General features: G+C 67.3%; 12 protein-coding genes. 7 read left to right on the top strand and 5 right to left on the bottom strand.

The window, feature by feature from the left end:
* Nucleotides 1-2 precede the first annotated feature (2 nt).
* Entirely contained in the window at nucleotides 3-2276 is a 2274-nt protein-coding gene (clpA, locus tag ACJ7IV_RS10735) for an ATP-dependent Clp protease ATP-binding subunit ClpA (RefSeq protein WP_483864373.1), read from the top strand.
* A gap of 106 nt (nucleotides 2277-2382) precedes the next feature.
* Here the strand turns inward: clpA and infA are convergent, their stop codons facing one another.
* The 3 genes from infA to aat form a co-directional block, all read right to left on the bottom strand.
* Nucleotides 2383-2601: a translation initiation factor IF-1 gene (gene infA, locus ACJ7IV_RS10730; protein ID WP_027961652.1), complete on the bottom strand. Its 219-nt coding sequence runs from the start codon at nucleotides 2599-2601 to the stop codon at nucleotides 2383-2385.
* A gap of 120 nt (nucleotides 2602-2721) precedes the next feature.
* Nucleotides 2722-3459, bottom strand: a complete 738-nt coding sequence (locus tag ACJ7IV_RS10725; protein ID WP_483864372.1) for an arginyltransferase — start codon at nucleotides 3457-3459, stop codon at nucleotides 2722-2724.
* Nucleotides 3460-3484: 25 nt separating this feature from the next.
* Entirely contained in the window at nucleotides 3485-4228 is a 744-nt protein-coding gene (gene aat, locus ACJ7IV_RS10720; protein WP_483864371.1) for a leucyl/phenylalanyl-tRNA--protein transferase, read from the bottom strand.
* Nucleotides 4229-4378: 150 nt separating this feature from the next.
* Here aat and ACJ7IV_RS10715 point away from each other — a divergent pair, with 150 nt between their 5' ends.
* On the top strand, nucleotides 4379-7615 hold the full coding sequence (locus ACJ7IV_RS10715; protein ID WP_483864370.1) for a DNA translocase FtsK: 3237 nt from the start codon (nucleotides 4379-4381) through the stop codon (nucleotides 7613-7615).
* 132 nt (nucleotides 7616-7747) lie between these two features.
* Nucleotides 7748-8377: an outer membrane lipoprotein periplasmic chaperone LolA gene (lolA, locus tag ACJ7IV_RS10710; RefSeq protein ID WP_483864369.1), complete on the top strand. Its 630-nt coding sequence runs from the start codon at nucleotides 7748-7750 to the stop codon at nucleotides 8375-8377.
* A 142-nt stretch (nucleotides 8378-8519) separates the two neighbouring features.
* Here the strand turns inward: lolA and ACJ7IV_RS10705 are convergent, their stop codons facing one another.
* Nucleotides 8520-9860, bottom strand: a complete 1341-nt coding sequence (locus ACJ7IV_RS10705) for a replication-associated recombination protein A (RefSeq protein WP_483864368.1) — start codon at nucleotides 9858-9860, stop codon at nucleotides 8520-8522.
* A 166-nt stretch (nucleotides 9861-10026) separates the two neighbouring features.
* Here ACJ7IV_RS10705 and ACJ7IV_RS10700 point away from each other — a divergent pair, with 166 nt between their 5' ends.
* The 4 genes from ACJ7IV_RS10700 to ACJ7IV_RS10685 all read left to right on the top strand — a co-directional run bounded on the left by ACJ7IV_RS10700 (nucleotide 10027) and on the right by ACJ7IV_RS10685 (nucleotide 17702).
* The gene (locus tag ACJ7IV_RS10700) at nucleotides 10027-10572 is read left to right on the top strand and encodes a hemerythrin domain-containing protein (protein ID WP_483866578.1); all 546 of its coding nucleotides are present in this window, start codon (nucleotides 10027-10029) and stop codon (nucleotides 10570-10572) included.
* A gap of 167 nt (nucleotides 10573-10739) precedes the next feature.
* Nucleotides 10740-11516 carry a glutamate racemase gene (gene murI, locus ACJ7IV_RS10695; protein ID WP_483866577.1) on the top strand — a complete coding sequence of 259 codons (777 nt, stop codon included), beginning with the start codon at nucleotides 10740-10742 and terminating at the stop codon, nucleotides 11514-11516.
* Between the two features lie 52 nt (nucleotides 11517-11568).
* Nucleotides 11569-12696 (top strand): tRNA (uridine(54)-C5)-methyltransferase TrmA, encoded by a 1128-nt coding sequence (gene trmA / locus ACJ7IV_RS10690; protein WP_483864367.1) that lies wholly within the window; start codon nucleotides 11569-11571, stop codon nucleotides 12694-12696.
* Nucleotides 12697-12863: 167 nt separating this feature from the next.
* Nucleotides 12864-17702, top strand: coding sequence for an NAD-glutamate dehydrogenase (locus ACJ7IV_RS10685; protein ID WP_483864366.1), 4839 nt, complete (start codon nucleotides 12864-12866; stop codon nucleotides 17700-17702).
* Between the two features lie 103 nt (nucleotides 17703-17805).
* Here ACJ7IV_RS10685 and mgtE read toward each other — a convergent pair whose 3' ends face one another.
* Nucleotides 17806-19158 (bottom strand): magnesium transporter, encoded by a 1353-nt coding sequence (gene mgtE, locus ACJ7IV_RS10680; RefSeq protein ID WP_161432453.1) that lies wholly within the window; start codon nucleotides 19156-19158, stop codon nucleotides 17806-17808.
* Nucleotides 19159-19183 lie beyond the last annotated feature (25 nt).

Raw genomic sequence — 19183 nt, 5'->3', positions numbered from 1 at the left:
CCATGCTGAGCAAAGAACTTGAACTGACCCTGAACACGGCCTTCACCGTGGCGCGCTCCAAGCGCCATGAGTTCATGACCGTGGAGCACCTGCTGCTGGCGCTGCTCGACAACGCCTCGGCGGCCGATGTGCTGCGCGCCTGCGGGGCCAACCTCGACAAGCTGCGGTCCGACCTGCAGGACTTCATCAATTCCACCACGCCGCTGATTCCCGAGGATCACGCCGACCGCGAGACCCAGCCCACGCTGGGCTTCCAGCGCGTGCTGCAGCGTGCCGTGTTCCACGTGCAGTCATCCGGCAAGAGCGAGGTGACCGGTGCCAACGTGCTGGTGGCGATCTTCTCCGAGCAGGAGAGCCAGGCGGTCTACTTCCTCAAGCAGCAGAACGTGGCGCGTGTCGACGCCGTCAACTATATCGCCCACGGCATCTCCAAGGTGTCCGGCCATGATCAGGCGCCATCCTCCTCGTCGCCCGATTCCGACGAGGTCGAGGAGGGCGGCGAGACAGCATCCAACCCGTTGACCGGTTATGCCACCAACCTTAACGAGCAGGCCCGCATGGGCAAGATCGACCCGCTGATCGGCCGTGAGCACGAGCTGGAGCGGGTGGTGCAGATCCTCGCCCGGCGGCGCAAGAACAACCCGCTGCTGGTGGGTGAGGCCGGCGTGGGCAAGACCGCCATCGCCGAGGGGCTGGCCAAGCGTATCGTCGAGGAGGATGTGCCGGAGGTGATCGGCGACGCCGTGGTCTACTCGCTGGACATGGGTGCGCTGCTGGCCGGCACCAAGTATCGCGGTGACTTCGAGAAGCGTCTCAAGGCGCTGCTTGCCGAGTTGCGCAAGCAGCCCAATGCCATCCTCTTCATCGACGAGATACATACCGTGATCGGTGCCGGGGCCGCCTCCGGCGGGGTGATGGACGCCTCCAACCTGCTCAAGCCGATGCTCTCTTCCGGCGAGCTGCGTTGCATCGGCTCCACGACCTTCCAGGAGTATCGTGGCATCTTCGAGAAGGATCGCGCCCTGGCCCGTCGCTTCCAGAAGGTGGACGTCCCCGCGCCGTCGGTGGATGACACCATCCGCATCCTCAAGGGTCTGCGTTCGCGCTTCGAGGAGCACCACCAGCTCAAGTACACCGATGGTGCCCTGGAGAGTGCGGCGCGCCTGGCGGATCGCTATATCAACGACCGCCACCTGCCCGACAAGGCGATCGACGTGATCGACGAGGCGGGTGCCCACCAGCGCCTGCTGCCGCCGGAGATGCGTGTCGATACCATCGATACCGACCAGGTCGAGGCGGTGGTCGCTTCCATCGCACGGATTCCACCGAAGAGCGTCTCCAGTTCCGACCGCAAGCTGCTGGCCAATATCGATCGCGACCTGAAGATGCTGGTGTTCGGCCAGGATGAGGCGATCGACAGCTTGTCGGCGGCGATCAAGCTGTCGCGGGCCGGCCTCAAGGCGCCGGACAAGCCGGTGGGCAGCTTCCTGTTCGCCGGTCCGACCGGGGTGGGCAAGACCGAGGTGGCCCGCCAGCTCGCGCACATCATGGGCATCGAGCTGGTGCGCTTCGACATGTCGGAGTACATGGAGCGGCACACGGTGTCACGCCTGATCGGTGCCCCTCCCGGCTATGTCGGCTATGACCAGGGTGGGCTGTTGACCGAGGCGATCACCAAGCAGCCGCACTGCGTGCTGTTGCTCGACGAGATCGAGAAGGCGCACCCCGAGGTCTTCAACCTGCTGCTGCAGGTGATGGACCACGGCCGGCTCACCGATAATAACGGCCGCGAGGCGGATTTCCGCCACGTGATCCTGATCATGACCTCCAATGCCGGGGTCGAGCAGGCTACGCGGCGCTCCATCGGCTTCCAGACCCAGGATCACTCCACCGACGCCATGGAGGTGATCCGCAAGACCTTCTCGCCGGAGTTCCGCAACCGCCTGGACGGCATCATCCAGTTCCACTCCCTGCCGACCTCGGTGGTGCGCAGCGTGGTCGACAAGTTCCTGGTGGAGCTGCAGGCCCAGCTGGACGAGAAGCGAGTCCAGCTCGACGTGGACGAGGAGGCCCGCGCCTGGTTGGCGGAGAAGGGGTACGATCCGGACATGGGGGCACGACCCATGGCGCGCCTGATCCAGGAGAAGCTCAAGAAGCCGCTGGCGGAGTTGATCCTGTTCGGCGAGCTTTCCGAGCACGGCGGATTGGTCCACGTCAGCGTGGAGGAGGGCGAACTGCACCTCGAGACCGAGTCGGAGATGGCCGACGCACCGTGATCGGGCGGGCGTCAGCCCGCCGCTCACCCACGACACAGCGCCCTGTCGAGAGACGGGGCGTTGTCGTGTCGGCGTCAGGGGAGGTCGAGTCGCTCGACCGCCGGGATCAGCGGGAGCGGTAGACGATGCGACCCTTGGTCAGGTCATAGGGAGTCAGCTCGACCTTGACCTTGTCGCCGGTGAGGATGCGGATATAGTTCTTGCGCATCTTGCCGGAGATATGCGCAGTCACCACGTGTCCGTTCTCGAGTTCGACGCGGAAGGTGGTGTTGGGAAGGGTGTCGACGATGACGCCTTCCATCTCGATATGGTCTTCACGTGCCATATAGGCGATTCCTCGCTGTTGGTTAATCACGACCCGCGGGCCAGCGTGGCCCCTGGGTACAAGAATAGCGCGGTATTGTGCCGCATGCCGGCCAGCAAGGCAAAGAAAGGGCGGTTGCAGTCACACGGAAATCAGCCGCCGCCAGTGGCGGCCCTCCAGCCGCTCGAGCGGTTGGAAGGCGTGCTTGTAGGCCATCTTGCGGCATTCACGTATCCAGTAGCCCAGGTAGATGTGGGGCAAGTCGCGGCGCCGCGCCAGGTCGACGAGGCTCAGCACCGCGTAGGTACCCAGGGAGCGCCGCTCCAGATCCCGGGCGGGATCGAAGAAGGTATAGATCGCCGAGAGGCCGTGCTCGAGCTGGTCGAAGGCGGCAACCGCTACCAGGCGACCTGCGAGGCGGAATTCGAGCAGCCGAGCATAGGGCTGATCGAGGGTCAGGAAGGTGCGGTACTGCTCGTGGCTCGGTGGATACATGTCGCCATCGGCGTGACGTGTGCGGATGTACCGGGCATAGAGCGCATAGTGTTCGGGGTCATAGATGGCCGGCCTCAGATGGAGGGTCAGGTCGGCGTTGCGCCTGGCCAGGCGCCGCTGGGTGCGGTCGGGGGTGAACTCCGCCACCGGGATGCGCACCGAGATGCAGGCGCTGCAGCCCTCGCAGTGAGGGCGATAGAGATGGCGCCCGCTGCGCCGGAAGCCGAGCAGGGCCAGGGCGTCATAGACCCCCTGGCCAGGAGACTCCTGGGGATCCAGGAACAGCGTGGTGGCCTCGCGCCCCTCCAGGTAGCTGCAGGCGTGGGGCACGGTGAGGAAGAAACGCAGGTCCCGGGTCGGCTGGCGGGGGGTGTTGCTGCTCACGGCGGTTCTCCCTGGCACAGGGCAGTCAGTCGGAATCGCTGGCAGGCCCGGCGAGGGGCGCAAAAGACCAGCAGGCGGGCGTCCAGCGGTGGGTCGATGAGTCATCATCACCGGGGCAACCCAGCCACTCTTCAAGATAGCCGATGAACGTTTTTCGGGCGATATCCCGAGCCCCCAGGCTGGCCAGGTGAGGGGTGTGCATCTGGCAGTCGATCAGCCGTCCGCCGTCCGCTGACATGGCGCTGGCCAGCCGCACCAGGGCGATCTTGGAGGCGTCGGCGACCCACGAGAACATCGACTCGCCGAAGAATACCGGTCCCAGGGCGACGCCGTAGAGTCCACCGACCAGCTTCCCGTCTCGCCAGACTTCCACTGAATGGGCCGCGCCGATGGCATGCAGGCGAGCGTAGGCGGTGCGCATCTCGTCGCTGATCCAGGTGCCAGGCTGGCCCTCCCGGGGCGCCGCGCAAGCCGCCGTCACGGCGTCGAAGGCGCGGTTGGCGGTCACCGTGAAGCCGCCGTTGCGCAGGCGCTTGGCCAGGCTGCGATGTACCCGAATCTCATTCGGGAACAGCACCATACGCGGGTCGGGGCTCCACCACAGGATCGGCTGGTCGTCGCTGTACCAGGGGAAGATGCCGCGGCGATAGGCGGCCAGCAGCCATTCGGGAGCGAGTGTCCCGCCGGCCGCCAGCAGGCCGTCGGGGTCGCGCAGCGCCTCGTCCACGGAGGGGAACTGCACGGGGGAAGGGGGCAGCCAGGGCAGCATGGCGTCGGCATCCTTGCGGTGGAGTGGGCAGTGTGCCGCCCGCGGCAACGTCGCTCAAGCCGCGACGACTGTGATGCGGCGCCCTCGCTCGGGTATGATTGGCCCCACGCATTCGCAAGGCGCCAGGCGTGGCGCAAGGGGGATGACCAGTTGAGTGTCGATAAGCAGACCGGGTCGCGCCAGACCGCGTCGCGGCGAGATCGCGCGACCAATGCCAGGGAATCGGCGAAACGCTTCGGGGTGAAGCTGCAGGGAGCGGCGCGCGAGGGCGTGGTGATCGTGCTGCTGGCGACCTGCGTGTTCCTGCTGCTGGCCCTGTTCAGCTACGAGGGAGCCGACCCCGGCTGGTCGCGCAGTGGTCCCGAGACCGAGGTGGCCAACTGGATGGGCCCGGTGGGTGCCTGGTTGGCCGATGTGCTCTATTCACTGTTCGGCGTCAGCGCCCTGTGGTGGCCGGGCATGCTGGGCTTTGCCGCCTGGCGGATGCTGCGTTCCCGACAGGTTCGCCTGGTCTGGGATGCCACGGCGCTGGCAGTGCGTGGCGGTGGGCTGATCCTGCTGCTGCTGGGGACCACCACCCTCGGCGCGCTGCACTTCTATCGTCCGGAGGGCCCCTTGCCCTACTCCACGGGGGGCATCCTCGGTGAAGGCCTGGTGGGGGCCCTGCTGCCCATGGTAGGCGTGGGCGGCAGCGGCCTTCTGGCGGCGGCAGCCCTGCTCTGCGGCTTTCCGCTGTTCAGTGGAATCTCCTGGTTCAGCGTGATGGATGAGCTGGGCCGCGGGGCGCTGCGCCTGTGGGGCTGGGTGGCAGGGCGTTTCGCCTTCACTCGGCAGGAAGCCTCGTCGCCTGCCGAGCCCGAGACGGCCAGCAGCGCTGCCACCGAAGAGGCCGAAGCCGACTCGGCGCTGGAGGAGGAGGGTACCGATCGACCGCGCTGGTGGCAGCGCCTGTTGCCAGGCCGGCGCGCCACGCAGCCCGCGTCGGCTGCTGCCTCCGCGCCGCGCCGTGAGCCCGGTTTCGGCGATGACGGCAATACCGAGATTCCCTGGGAAGTGCCCGAGCGGACACCGTCGGCCAAGCAGCCCGGCGCCGCCTATGCAGCGCGTGAATCCGCGCCTTCTGCATCTTCCGCAACGGCGACAACTTCCGCTTCACCCGCACCTCGTGGCACGACTGACGGCACAGGCGTGGCCGCCGGCGCCGCGGGCAGTGCCGCAGGCATGGCTCGCGCCGCCACCCAGGGTGCCACTGTCGGCGCGGCGGATGCGGCCGCGGAGTCGTCCGCAACCGGCGGTTCGACGCCTCCTCCCTCCGCTGCAGGGGCTCCCGAGGCCGGGCAGGCGTCGCCGGGGCGAGTGCCGGAGAGCGTGCCCGAGCCCATGCTGCCCGATGATGATGAGCCGGCAGCGGCCTGGCACGGGCCGGCCCTGAGGGCTACCCGCGACGACGAGGCCCCGGTGGCCGATCGGAGCCGGGTGGACGAGAAACCGGCGGTCGGGTCGGTCGCCCCCGCGGCGCAGACCCACCGGTCGGAGTCGGCCGGTCACCAGCGCCGCGAGCCGGCCCTGAGCGGCGGCCACCTCGATGGTGACGGCACGGACGATGATGAGCCGAGGCTCACCTGGGACGAGCCGGCGGTGGCCGAGGAGGCCACGGAAGACGAAGTGCCGCCGGCCGTGACCCCGGCGCCGGCTCCCGGCGCCTCCGCGCTGCACCAGCCGCCCGAGCCTCAGCAGGCTGGCGACGATGACGAGCCGGAGACGCCGCGAGTGGCCACCGCCGAGCAGGCCAGGGAGGCCACCGAGGAGGAGGGCATGCGGCTATGGACCGTGGAGCACCTGCAGAACCAGCGCCCGGCGCTGGATGACCTGCCCGAGCCCGATGGTGACCTGCCCAGCCTGCGCCTGCTGACCCCGCCGGAACCCCAGAAGCAGAACTACTCCGGCGAACAGCTAGCCGAGATGGCCGAGCTTCTCGAGGTCCGCCTGCGTGAGTACGGGGTCAAGGCCGAGGTGGTGGAGACCTGGCCGGGACCGGTGATCACCCGCTTCGAGATCAAGCCCGCCGCCGGCGTCAAGGTCTCCAAGATCAGCAACCTGGCCAAGGACCTGGCGCGCTCGCTGATGGTCAAGAGCGTGCGGGTGGTGGAGGTGATCCCGGGACGGCCCACGGTGGGCATCGAGATTCCCAATCCCCACCGGGCGATGATCCGCCTGCGCGAGGTGATCGACTCCGACCGCTACCAGCAGGCCGACTCGGCGCTGACCCTGGCGTTGGGGCAGGACATCGGCGGCGGCCCGGTGGTGGCCAACCTGGGCAAGATGCCCCACCTGCTGGTGGCGGGTACCACCGGTTCGGGCAAGTCGGTGGGGGTCAACGCCATGCTGATCTCCATGCTGCTCAAGGCGACTCCCGATGAGCTGCGGCTGATCATGGTCGACCCCAAGATGCTCGAGCTGTCGGTCTACGATGGCATTCCCCACCTGCTCGCTCCGGTGGTCACCGACATGAAGGAGGCCGCCAACGCCCTGCGCTGGTGTGTGGCCGAGATGGAGCGCCGCTACAAGCTGATGGCCTCCATGGGGGTGCGCAACATCGCCGGGTTCAACGCCAAGCTCGACGAGGCCGAGCGGGCCGGTGCCCAGGTGGCGGACCCGCTGTGGGAGCCCCAGCCCTGGGAGATGCACCAGAGCCCGCCGGTGCTCGAGAAGCTGCCCTACATCGTGGTGGTGATCGACGAGTTCGCCGACATGTTCATGATCGTCGGCAAGAAGGTCGAGGAGCTGATCGCGCGCCTGGCCCAGAAGGCTCGGGCCGCCGGTATCCACCTGATACTCGCCACCCAGCGCCCCTCTGTGGACGTGGTTACCGGCCTCATCAAGGCCAACATTCCTACCCGCATGGCCTTCCAGGTCTCCTCGCGGGTCGATTCGCGCACCATCCTCGATCAGGGAGGCGCCGAGAACCTGCTGGGCCACGGCGACATGCTCTACCTGCCGGCGGGTTCCGGCATGCCCTCCCGGGTCCATGGTGCCTTCGTCGACGACGATGAGGTGCACCGGGTCGTGGAGGACTGGAAGCGTCGCGGTGAGCCCGAGTACATCGAGGAGATCCTCTCCGGCGGCGTCTCCGCCGAGGCCCTGACCGGACTGGAGGCCGAGGGCGGAGATGGTGATGACGCCGAGCAGGATGCCCTCTACGACGAGGCGGTAGCCTTCGTCACTGACTCGCGCCGGGCCTCCATCTCGGCCGTGCAGCGCCGCTTCAAGATCGGCTACAACCGCGCCGCTCGTCTGGTTGAGGCGATGGAGATGGCGGGGGTGGTCTCCACCATGGGCACCAATGGTGCCCGTGAGGTGCTGGCACCGCCGCCGGCCGGCGGCTAACCTGCTGTCGCTGTCTGGCGACAGCATCATGTAACCATGCAGCTACCATGAACACGCCGCCGGGGACGCAACCCGGTGGTGCACGCGGGGTCCGAGTGTCAGGATCTACCGGAACCGCCCAGGGAGACAGACATGACAGTGAAGAAGACCCTCGCCACCCTCGTCGTTGGCCTCGCCATGCCGCTTTCGGCGATCGCCAGCGAAGGCGCCGAGCGGCTCAGTCGCATACTGGAGCCCATGCAGACCTACGAGGCCGCCTTCGAACAGCAGATACTCGATGCCAGCGGCGAGCGGCTGCAGGAGGCGCGCGGCAGTATGTGGCTGTCGCGTCCCGGCAGGTTCCGCTGGGAGGTGGATGCCCCCTATCAGCAGGTGGTGGTCTCCGACGGCGATGAGGTCGTGCTCTACGACCCCGACCTGGAGCAGGCGACCGTGCAGGCGTTGGACCAGCGGGTGACCCATACCCCGGCCCTGCTGCTCTCCGGCAGCGCCGACGAACTGGTCGAGAGCTTCGACGTGACACGCAGCCAGCAGGGCAGCGCCGAGCGCTTCACCCTGTTGCCGAAGGATCCCGACACCCTCTTCGAGGAGCTGGAGATGACCTTCCGCGGCGAGCAGCTGCGGGGCCTGGAGATGGTCGACAGCACCGGCCAGCGCACCGCCATCGCCTTCAGCGAGGTGAAAATGAATGACGACATCGACGACGAGCGCTTCAACTTTCAGATTCCGGATGGCACCGACGTGATTCGCGATACGCGCTGAGGCCTTCGGCCAGCAGTGAGCCACAAGGAGCAAGCTTCAAGGAAACCCCTTGGCTTGCTCCTTTTTTCGTCTGCTGTGCAGCCTGCTTGCCCCTTGCCCCTTGCCCCTTGCCCCTTGCCCCTTGCCCCTTGCCCCTTGCGCGCTATTCGCCGCCTTCGTCCGCCTCGGCGTCGAGCTGCTCCCGCCACGCCATGATCTGGGCGTAGCGCTTCTCCTGGCCGAACTCGGTGGGACGATAGAAGCGCTCGCGAGGGAGCTCATCGGGCCAGCAGTCGTGGCCGCTGCCGGCGGGGTAGCCATGGGGCTCGTTATGCGCATAGCGGTAGCCCTGGCCGTGGCCCAGGCTCTCCATCAGCTTCGTCGGGGCGTTGCGCAGATAGGTCGGCACCTCCAGTTGTGGCTGGCCCGCCGCGAAGGCCTTGGCCTGGTGCCAGGCCCGGTCGATGGCATTGCTCTTGGGGGCTACCGCCAGATGGATCGCGGCGTGGGCGATGGCGCGCTGGCCCTCGTAATCGCCCAGGCGCAGGTAGGCGTCCCAGGCGGCCATCACCAGCGGCAGGGCGCGGGGGTCGGCATTGCCCACATCCTCGGAGGCGATGGCGGTCAGGCGGCGAATCACGTCCAGCGGGTCGCCGCCGCCCTGGATAAAGCGGGCCATATAGAGCAGGGCGGCGTCCGGGCGCGATGAGCGCACCGACTTGTGGATCGCCGAGAGCAGATCGTAGAAGTGATCGCCCTGCTTGTCGAAGGCACTGGCCTGGTGACCGATCACCGCCTCCAGGGCTTCCCGGCGCAGCGTCTCGCCACCCCCCGGATTGGCCTGGGTAAAGTCGCAGGCGCTCTCCAGCAGCCCCAGGGCGCGGCGGGCATCGCCGGCGGCGGCCCGGGCCAGCACCCCGAGCACCCCCTCCTCGACGTGGATACGGCGCGTGCCCAGGCCTCGCGCCTCGTCGGCCAGCGCTCGCTGCAGCACCTCCACCAGCTCCTCCTCGGAGAGTGACGTCAGCACATGCACCCGAGCGCGGGAAAGCAGCGCCGAGTTGACCTCGAAGGAGGGGTTCTCGGTGGTGGCGCCAATCAATGTCAGCAGGCCGGACTCCACATGGGGCAGCAGGGCGTCCTGCTGGCTCTTGTTGAGGCGATGGATCTCGTCGAGGAACAGCAGGGTCGCCATCCCCTGGGACTGTCGCGCCTGGGCGCGCTCCACGGCGGCGCGGATCTCCTTGACGCCGGCCATCACCGCGGAGAGGTGCTCCAGGTGGGCGCCGGACTCGGCGGCCAGGATCTCGGCCAGGGTGGTCTTGCCGGTGCCCGGTGGTCCCCACAGGATTATCGAGCGCACCAGGCCGCTCTCGACCATGCGCCGCAGCGGCTTGCCGGGGCCGACCAGCGCCTGCTGCCCGACATAGTCGTCGAGGCGGCGCGGCCGCATGCGCCAGGCGAGCGGGGCGTCATCGTCGCGGTCGCTTGCGAAAAGGTCCATGGGCGGCTCCTTGCGTTGATCGGGAAGCGGCAGGTCGGCGGTCGGGCTGCTAGAGTGGGGAGACGTCGAGGGGCCGAGCGGGCTCCGCGATGAACCCTGTCCCGGATGGCGCATCCAATGGAGAGTGCCTTCTCCCATGTACCATACAGGAGGGCCCGACATGCCCATGCTGACCCAGTTGCGTCAGGATCATGCCAATATGGCGCGCATGTTGCACGTTCTGCAGCTCAAGCAGAAGACCCTCGCCACCGGCGAGCGTCCCAATTTCCAGCTGGTCCGCGAGGTCGTCGACTATATCCTCGACTATCAGGAAGGCTTTACCCAGCCGCTCGAGAAGGTCTGCACCGAGCGACTCACCGAGCTGGATCCCTCCAGCCACGAGGTGACCGAGCGCCTGGCCAGGGACTACCGGGCGCTGCAATCCCGGCTGCAGCGCCTGTCCAACGACCTGGACATGATCCTGATGGATGCCGTGGTCCCCATGGATCGCTTCGCCGAGGACCTCAAGGCTTACCTGGACAGCCATCGCGCCTACCTGCGCGACGAGCGTGAGCTGCTGTTTCCGCTGATCCGCGAGAACTTCAACGACGAGGACCTCAAGGCCCTCGCGGCGGCGCTTCCCGAGGGCGCCCAGGCGCAGCTCGAACGGCTGCAGGAGGCCTACCCCGAGCTCTATGCCGAGCTGCGCGATGCCCCCGACCCGGTGACCTGAGCACATCCTGCCTGGCGTCGGGTCAGCGCTTCGGCTCGTCGCCGAGTGTGAGGTAGAATGGCCGGCACTCTCAGCGGCCAACGCCTTGTCATGCCCATCCCGACCCTCATCACCTCGCCATCGTCCTGCCTGTGTCACCCCTCCCCGGGGCGACGGAGGGCAGTATGATGGCGGGTCCGATCCTGGTCTTCGACTCCGGCGTGGGCGGCCTCTCGGTGGTGGCCGCCCTGCGCGCGCGGCTGCCGCAGGCGGCCCTGGCCTATGCCTGCGACAACGCCATGCTGCCCTACGGTCTGCGCGAGGATGCCTGGCTGGTGCGGCGTATCCTGACGGTATGCGAAGCCGCCGTGGTCGCCAGCGGCTGTGTGGCCCTGGTGGTGGCCTGCAATACCGCCAGCACCCTGGCCCTGGATGCCCTGCGCGAGCGCCTGCGGGTGCCGGTGGTGGGGACGGTGCCGGCCATCAAGCCGGCCGCCGCCCTCAGTCGTAGCCGACATATCGGCCTGCTGGCCACCAGCGCCACGGTGGCGCGACCCTACACGCTGCGCCTGATCGAGGCCTTCGCTAGGGACTGCACGGTACGGCGAGTCGCGGCGGATCCCCTGGTGCGCGAGGCGGAGCGCCGCCTGGCCGGCGAGGCCCCCGATGCCGCCGTGATCGAAGAGGCCTTGGCGCCGCTGTGGGAGGATCCCGAGCTCGACACCGTGGTGCTCGGCTGCACCCACTTTCCTCTGCTGCGTGACGCCCTGGCGGCCGCCGCCTCCCGTGAGGCGGCCTGGGTCGATTCCAGCGAGGCCATCGCCCGGCGCACGGCCCAGGTGGCGGCCGGCGTGGCTCCCGCAGCGGGCCCCGGGGCGAGCTTTGCCACTGCTCCCGACGCGGCACTGGCCAGCGCCCTGGCACGCTTCGGCTTCGCCGCCCCGCAGCTGCTGCACCTGGACTGAATGTCCGGGACCCGTTCCCCTTTTCCTGTTCACTGGTACCCCTGGAGGCTTCTTGGCCATTCCCGTCGTCGACCCCGCCCGCTATGACCAGCAACTCGAGGCCAAGGCCGCGCGCATCCGCCGCGACTTCGCTCGCTTCGCCCCGCCTGCCCTGGAGGTCCATCCCTCGCCCCCCAGCCACTATCGCCAGCGTTGCGAGTTCCGGATCTGGCACGAGGGGGATGACCTCTTCTACGCCATGTTCGAAATACAGGAGACCGAGGGGGAGGCCGAGGAGTCGAAGAAAAAACAGAAGACGGTGGTCCGCCTGGATGACTACCCGGTGGCCAGCCGGCAGATCAACGCCCTCATGCCGCGCCTGCTCGATGCCATCCGCGACAACGACCTGCTGCGTCACCGGCTCTTCCAGGTTGAGTTCCTGACCACCCTCTCCGGCGAGGCGCTGGTCACCCTGATCTACCATCGTCCGCTGGACGAGGCCTGGGAGGCCGAGGCACGGCGCCTGCAGGAGCGCCTCGGGGTGATGATCATCGGTCGCGCCCGCAAGCAGCGCCGGGTGCTCGAGCGCGATCATGTCTGGGAGCGTCTCGAGGTGGAGGGGCGCGAGTTCGTCTATCAGCAGGTGGAGAACAGCTTCACCCAGCCCAATGCCGAGATCTGCCGCTCCATGCTGGCCTGGGCCCGGGACGTGACCCGGGGCAGCCAGGCGGAGGATCTGGTGGAGCTCTATTGCGGCAACGGCAACTTCACGGTGGCACTGGCCGAGAATTTCCGGCGCGTGCTTGCCACCGAGATCTCGCGCACCTCGGTGGCAAGCGCCCGGGAGAATCTGGCCGCCAACGGCATCGACAATGTCACCGTGGGACGCATGTCCGCCGAGGAGTTCGCCGCGGCTCTCAAGGGTGACAAGGGGGGGCGCCGTGTCGCCGAGTGGGGGCTCGATGACTATGCCTTCGGTACCGTGCTGGTGGACCCGCCCCGAGCCGGCCTCGACGAGGCCAGCTGCCGCCAGCTGAGCGGCTATTCGCGTATCGTCTATATTTCATGCAACCCGGAGACATTGGCGAGCAACCTGGAGCGCCTGACCGAGACCCACCGGATCACGCGCTTCGCGCTGTTCGACCAGTTTCCCTGGACCCACCACTGCGAGTGCGGTGTGCTGCTCGAGCGACGCGACTGACGGCGTCGGGCCGCTGAACGGCGATGCGCATCCGACATGCTCCATGAGCAGAACATCAAGTGGCTGGGTCACGCTCCGGGAGTCGCGTAAGCTGGCGACAGGGCCCCGTCGGGGCCGTGTCGAACACTTCCGGCCGCAGCAGCGGCCGCCGGTAGCCGAGGTGATGGATGCAGCACGTTGCGAATGACGAAGCCAGACAGGATCTGCTCAAGCAGCTTCATGAGCGTCTGAACGCCAAGCTGGACGCCGCCAAGGCGGAGGCCGTCGGCGCCTTCGCCGACTACTTCTATGCCGCCGTGCCGCTGGATGACCTGGAGGATCGTCGCCTCGACGACGTCTATGGCGCTACCCTCTCGGTGTGGCACTTCCTGCAGCAGTTCGATCCGGCCGACCCCAAGGTGCGGGTATTCAACCCGGACTTCGAGGAGCACGGCTGGCAGTCGCCCCACACCTTCGTGGCGGTGCTGCACGAGGATATGCCCTTCCTGGTCGACTCTGTGCGCATCGAGCTCAACCGGCGTGGCATCACCGTGCACGCCATTCACAATGCCGTGCTGGCCACCGAGCGCGGTCGTGACCATCGCCTGCAGCAGGTGACCTCGCCGAAGGATCCCGCTGCCCCTGCCCAGCGCGAATCGCTGATCGTCATCGAGATCGATCGTCACTCCGATGTCGAGATGCTGCAGGAGATGCAGTCCAGCCTCGAGGAGGTTCTGGTCGACGTGCGCACCTCGGTGGCCGACTTCGACCCCATGCGTGCCAAGGTCGAGGAGGCCCTGGCGGAGTTGCGTGCCGGCTGCCCGCCGCAGACCGATCCGGATGACCATGCCGAGGCGATCACCTTCCTGGAGTGGATGCTCCACGACAACTTCACCTTCCTGGGATACGACGCCTACGCGGTGAAGGAGAAGGGCGGCAAGGAGACCCTCGACAAGGTCAAGGGCAGCGAGCTCGGGGTGTTCCGCCTCGACCAGCCCCGTTATCGGGAGCGCATCCGCACCGAACTCGGCATCGAGGATGGCCATTACGTGCTGGTTCCCGAGCTCCTGAGCTTCTCCAAGAGTGCCCACCACGCTCGGGTTCACCGCCCCACCTATCCCGACTACATCTCCATCGACCGCTATGACGAGCGGGGGCAGCTGATCGGCGAGCATCGCTTCCTGGGGCTGTTTACCGCCACCGTCTACAACGAGTCGCCGCGCAACGTGCCGATCCTGCGCCGCAAGCTCAAGTCGGTGATGGAGATCGCCGGCTTCAACCCCAAGGGGCACAACGGCAAGCAGCTGCTGCAGATCCTCGAGGTCTATCCCCGCGACGACTTCTTCCAGATCGATACCGAGGAGCTGGCGCAGACGGCGCTGGGCATCCTCAGCATCCGCGAACGACGCCGCGTGCGGCTCTTCGTGCGCGAGGATCGTCCGGGGCGCTTCTACTCCTGCCTGGCCTTCGTGCCACGGGACGTGTTCTCCACCGAGCTGCGCCTGCGCATCCAGGAGATGCTCTGCGAGGAGCTCGATGCCACCTTCGGCGACTTCAATACCTACCTCTCGGAGTCGGTGCTGGCGCGCATCCAGTTCATCCTGCGCTTCAAGGACGAGCACCCGGCCGAGTATGACATCAAGCGCCTCGAGGCCAAGCTGTCCAAGCTGGCACGCAACTGGCGCGATGACCTCCAGGCCGCCTGCATCGACGGCTTCGGCGAGGAGCAGGCCAACCGCCTGATGGATCGCTTCCGCGATGCCTTCCCGGCCAGCTACCGCGACGACTTCAGTGCCCGCACCGCGGTCTATGACCTGCACCATATCGGTGAGCTGGATGATGGTGACGCGCTGTCGCTGTCGCTCTACCGGCTGGTGGAGGAGGAGGGCAGCGGGGTCAACCTCAAGCTGTTTCACCGTGATGCGCCGATCCCGCTCTCCGATGTGCTGCCGATGATGGAGAACCTGGGGCTCAGGGTGATTGGCGAGCGTCCCTATGAGATCGGCGCCACCGACTCCAGCTACTGGATCCATGACTTCAACCTCGAGCACCACACCAGCACCGAGGTCAATCTCCAGGAGATGCGTGAGCCCTTCATCGAGGCCTTCCAGCGCATCTGGGCCGGCGAGGCGGACAACGACGCCTTCAACCGGCTGATCATCGGCGCCAACCTCGACTGGCGCGAGGTGGCGATGCTGAGGGCTTACGCCCGCTACCTCAAGCAGATCCGCTTCGGCGTCTCCCAGGACTACATGGCCAACACCCTGGCCAGCTATCCGGAGATCACCCGCGAGCTGGTGACGCTGTTCGAGCTGCGCTTCGACCCCGCCGACCGCCCCGACGAGGGTGAGGTGGAGGCCTGCGTGGAGCGCATCCAGCGGCTGCTCGATGAGGTGGCCAGCCTCAACGACGACCAGCTGCTGCGTCGCTACATGGAGCTGATCCTGGCGACCCTGCGCACCAACTACTACCAGCGCCGCGAGGATGGTGGCGTCAAGGACTATATCGCCTTCAAGCTGGAGCCCTCGAAGGTCACCGGCATGCCCAAGCCGCGTCCCGCCTTCGAGATCTTCGTCTGCTCCCCGCGGGTCGAGGGCGTTCACCTGCGCGGCGGCAAGGTGGCCCGCGGCGGGCTGCGCTGGTCCGACCGCCACGAGGATTTCCGCACCGAGGTGCTGGGCCTGGTCAAGGCCCAGCAGGTCAAGAACTCGGTGATCGTGCCGGTAGGCGCCAAGGGCGGCTTCGTCTGCAAGCGCTTGCCCGAGGGCGATCGCGAGGCATTCCAGCGCGAGGGCATCGAGTGCTACAAGACCTTCATCCGTGCCCTGCTCGATGTGACCGACAACCTCAAGGGGGGCGAGGTGGTGCCGCCGCGCGACGTGGTGCGTCACGACGACGATGACGCCTACCTGGTGGTGGCCGCCGACAAGGGCACCGCTACCTTCTCGGATATCGCCAATGAGATCTCCGCCGAGTATGACCACTGGCTGGGCGATGCCTTCGCTTCGGGGGGCGCCAACGGCTACGACCACAAGAAGATGGGAATCACCGCCAAGGGCGCCTGGGAGTCGGTCAAGCGCCACTTCCGCGGCCTGGGGGTGAACACACAGGAGGACGAGTTCAGCGTGGTGGGCATCGGCGACATGGGCGGCGATGTCTTCGGCAACGGCATGCTGCTGTCGGACAAGATCCGACTGGTGGGGGCCTTCAACCACCTGCATATCTTCGTCGACCCCGAGCCCGACGCGGCGGCCACCTTCGCCGAGCGCAAGCGCCTGTTCGAGATGCCGCGCTCCAGCTGGGAGGATTTCGACAGCGCGCTGATCTCCGAGGGTGGCGGGGTGTTCAAGCGCAGCGCCAAGTCGATTCCCATCTCCAAGCAGATGAAATCGCGCTTCGGCATCCGCGAGGACAGGCTCTCGCCCAACGAGCTGATCAGCGCCATGCTCAAGTCCGAAGTCGACCTGATCTGGAACGGTGGCATCGGCACCTACGCCAAGGGCAGCGACGAGACCGATGCCCAGGTGGGGGACAAGGCCAACGATGGCCTGCGCATCGACGGCCGCGAGCTCAACTGCAAGGTGGTGGGCGAGGGCGGCAACCTCGGCTTCACCCAGCGTGGCCGCATGGAGGCCGCCGCCCGGGGCGTGCGGGTCAATACCGACTTCATCGACAACGCCGGCGGGGTGAACTGCTCCGACCATGAGGTCAACATCAAGATCCTCATCGACGAGGTGGTCAAGCGCGGCGACATGACCGACAAGCAGCGCAACCAGCTGCTTGCCGAGATGACCGGTGAGGTCAGCGACCTGGTGCTGCTCGACAACTATCGCCAGACCCAGGCGCTGGATCTCGCCGAGCTGCTCTCGCAGCAGGGGGTCGGGCCCTTCCGGCGCTTCATCAGCGAGCTGGAGGCCGCCGGTCAGCTCGACCGCGAGCTGGAGTTCCTGCCCGCGGACGAGGAGCTGCAGGAGCGTGCCGCCAACCAGCAGGGCATGCTGCTGCCGGAGCTGGCCATGCTGATCTCCTACGCCAAGAGCGTGCTCAAGGGTGACCTGATCGTCTCCGACGTTCCCGACGACCCGGTCATCGTGCGCTATGTGGAACGCATCTTCCCGCGGGTGCTGGTGGAACGCTACCGCGACGAGATGTACGAGCATCGCCTCAAGCGTGAGATCGTTGCCACCCAGGTGGCCAACGACCTGGTCGACCACATGGGTATCGTCTTCGTGCGTCGGCTGATCGACTCCACCGGGGCCGGCCGGGCCGAGATTGCCCGCGCCTATATCATTGCCCGCGAGGTGTTCGGGCTGAGCGAGACCTGGTCGCAGATCGAGGCGCTGGACAACCGGGTACCGAGCCACGTGCAGTACTCGATGATGCTCGACCTGATGCGGATGATCCGCCGTAGCACGCGCTGGTTCCTGCGCGGTCGTGTCGGCCTCGATACCCACGACTGCATCGATTACTTCGCCCCGCGCCTGGCGGCGATCCGTGAGGGTATCGGCGAGCGGCTTAGCGGCGAGGAGCGCGAGAGCTGGGAGGCGCGTCGTGACGAGTTGGTGGACTCCGGGGTGCCCGAGGCACTGGCGGCCAGCGTGGCGGCCGCCGGGAGCCTGTATGCCGGGCTGGGTATCATCCAGGCCGCACGCCAGGCCGATGTAGCGCCGGAACAGGTGGCCGAGGTGTTCTACGAGATCGGCAGTCGCCTGGAGCTGCCGTGGATGATTCGCCAGATCACCGATCTGCAGGTGCGCGACAGCTGGCAGGCCCAGGCCCGCGAGACCTTCCGTGACGACATCGATCGTCAGCAGCTGGCGTTGACGGTCAGCGTGCTGCAGATGGAGGCGGGGCCCGACGACGCCGTGGCCCGTGTCGCCGAGTGGCTCGAGCGGCATGATGCCATGCATGCGCGCTGGCGCCGTCTGCTCGAGCAGGTGGGTAGCGGCGGCCAGGGTGGCTTCCCGCTCTTCGCTGTGGCGGTTCGCGAACTGGTCGACCTGGCCGAGAGCAGCCGCGATCTCTGAGCACTTTCCATTCACCACCAACGAGGAACCCCGCCATCAGGCGGGGTTCCTCGTTATGGGCAGAGCGAAGGTGGGTGACACAAGGTTTCGAGCCGGTCAGGGCTCACAGCAGGAAGTAGGTGGCCAGGCCCAGGAAGGACATGAAGCCCACCACGTCGGTGACGGTGGTGAGGATCACCGAACCCGACAGTGCCGGGTCGATTCCCGCCCGCTTGAGCAGCAGCGGGATGACGATGCCGGCGATGCCTGCTGCCAGCATGTTGATCACCAGGGCGGCGCCGATGATCGTGCCGATGGCGATGCTCTTGAACCACAGCAGTGCCAGTACCGCCACCACCAGGGCCCACAGCACACCGTTGAGGATGGCGATGCCGACCTCCTTGCGCAGCAGCCAGGCGCTGTTGGTGCTGCTGATCTGGCCCAGGGCCAGGCCGCGGATCGCCAGGGTCAGGGTCTGGCTGCCGGCGATGCCCCCCATGCTGGCGACGATGGGCATCAGTACCGCCAGGGCGACAATCTGGTCCAAGGCATCCTCGAAGCGGCCGATCACCCAGGCGGCCAGGAAGGCAGTGATCAGGTTGATGCCCAGCCACACGGCGCGACGCTTGGCGCTGGGCAGCACCGGGGCGAACAGGTCCTCCTCCTCGTCGAGGCCGGCCATGTTCATCAGTGCCTGCTCGGAGTCCTCGCGGATGACGTCGACGATATCATCGATGACGATGCGACCGAGCAGCAGGCCCGCTTCGTCCACCACCGGTGCCGAGACCAGGTCGTGGGTCTGGAACAGGGTGGCCACGTCGCGGGACTTCATGTCCACGCGGATGCTGTCCACCTCGTGGTCCATCAGGTCGGCCACTGCCATCTCCGGCGGGTGGCTGATCAGCCGCGCCATCGGCAGGGTGCCCTGGAAGAGGCCGTCGCGGTCCACCACCATCAGCAGGTGGGTGTTGTCGGGGATCGACTCCTTCCAGCGCAGGAAGCGGCACACCGTCTCCAGGCTGACGTCGCTGCGCACCGCGATGGTGTCGGTGCGCATCAGGCGCCCGGCGCTGTCCTCCTCGAAGGAGAGGGTCTCCTCCAGGCGTTCGCGCTGCAGGGCATCCATGGAGCGCAGCATGTCCTCGGCGACCTGCTGGGGCAGGTCCTCGAAGATCTCCGCCAGGTCGGCGGTGTCCATGCCGGTGGCGGCGGCCACGATCTCCTCGTGGTCCATGTCGTCCAGCAGGGTGCTGCGCACCTCGTCGTGCACATGCAGCAGCACCTCGCCGTCGACCTCGCCCGGTACCCGCTGCCACAGGCGGATACGCGCGGCGGGAGGCAGCGATTCCAGCAGCAGGGCGATCTCGGCCGGCTCCAGGTCGTCCAGCACGGCATCGACGGCTTCGAGATGCTCATCCCCCAGCGCACGGTGTATGCGCGACAGGCGGTCCTCGAGGGTTTCGGTGGTCTCGGCCATATGCATCTCCCTGGCTCCGCGGCGG

This window comes from Halomonas sp. C10-5 (assembly GCF_057169305.1).
Note: the sequence above shows the minus strand (reverse complement) of the source record. Positions and strands in the feature narration are given on the sequence as shown.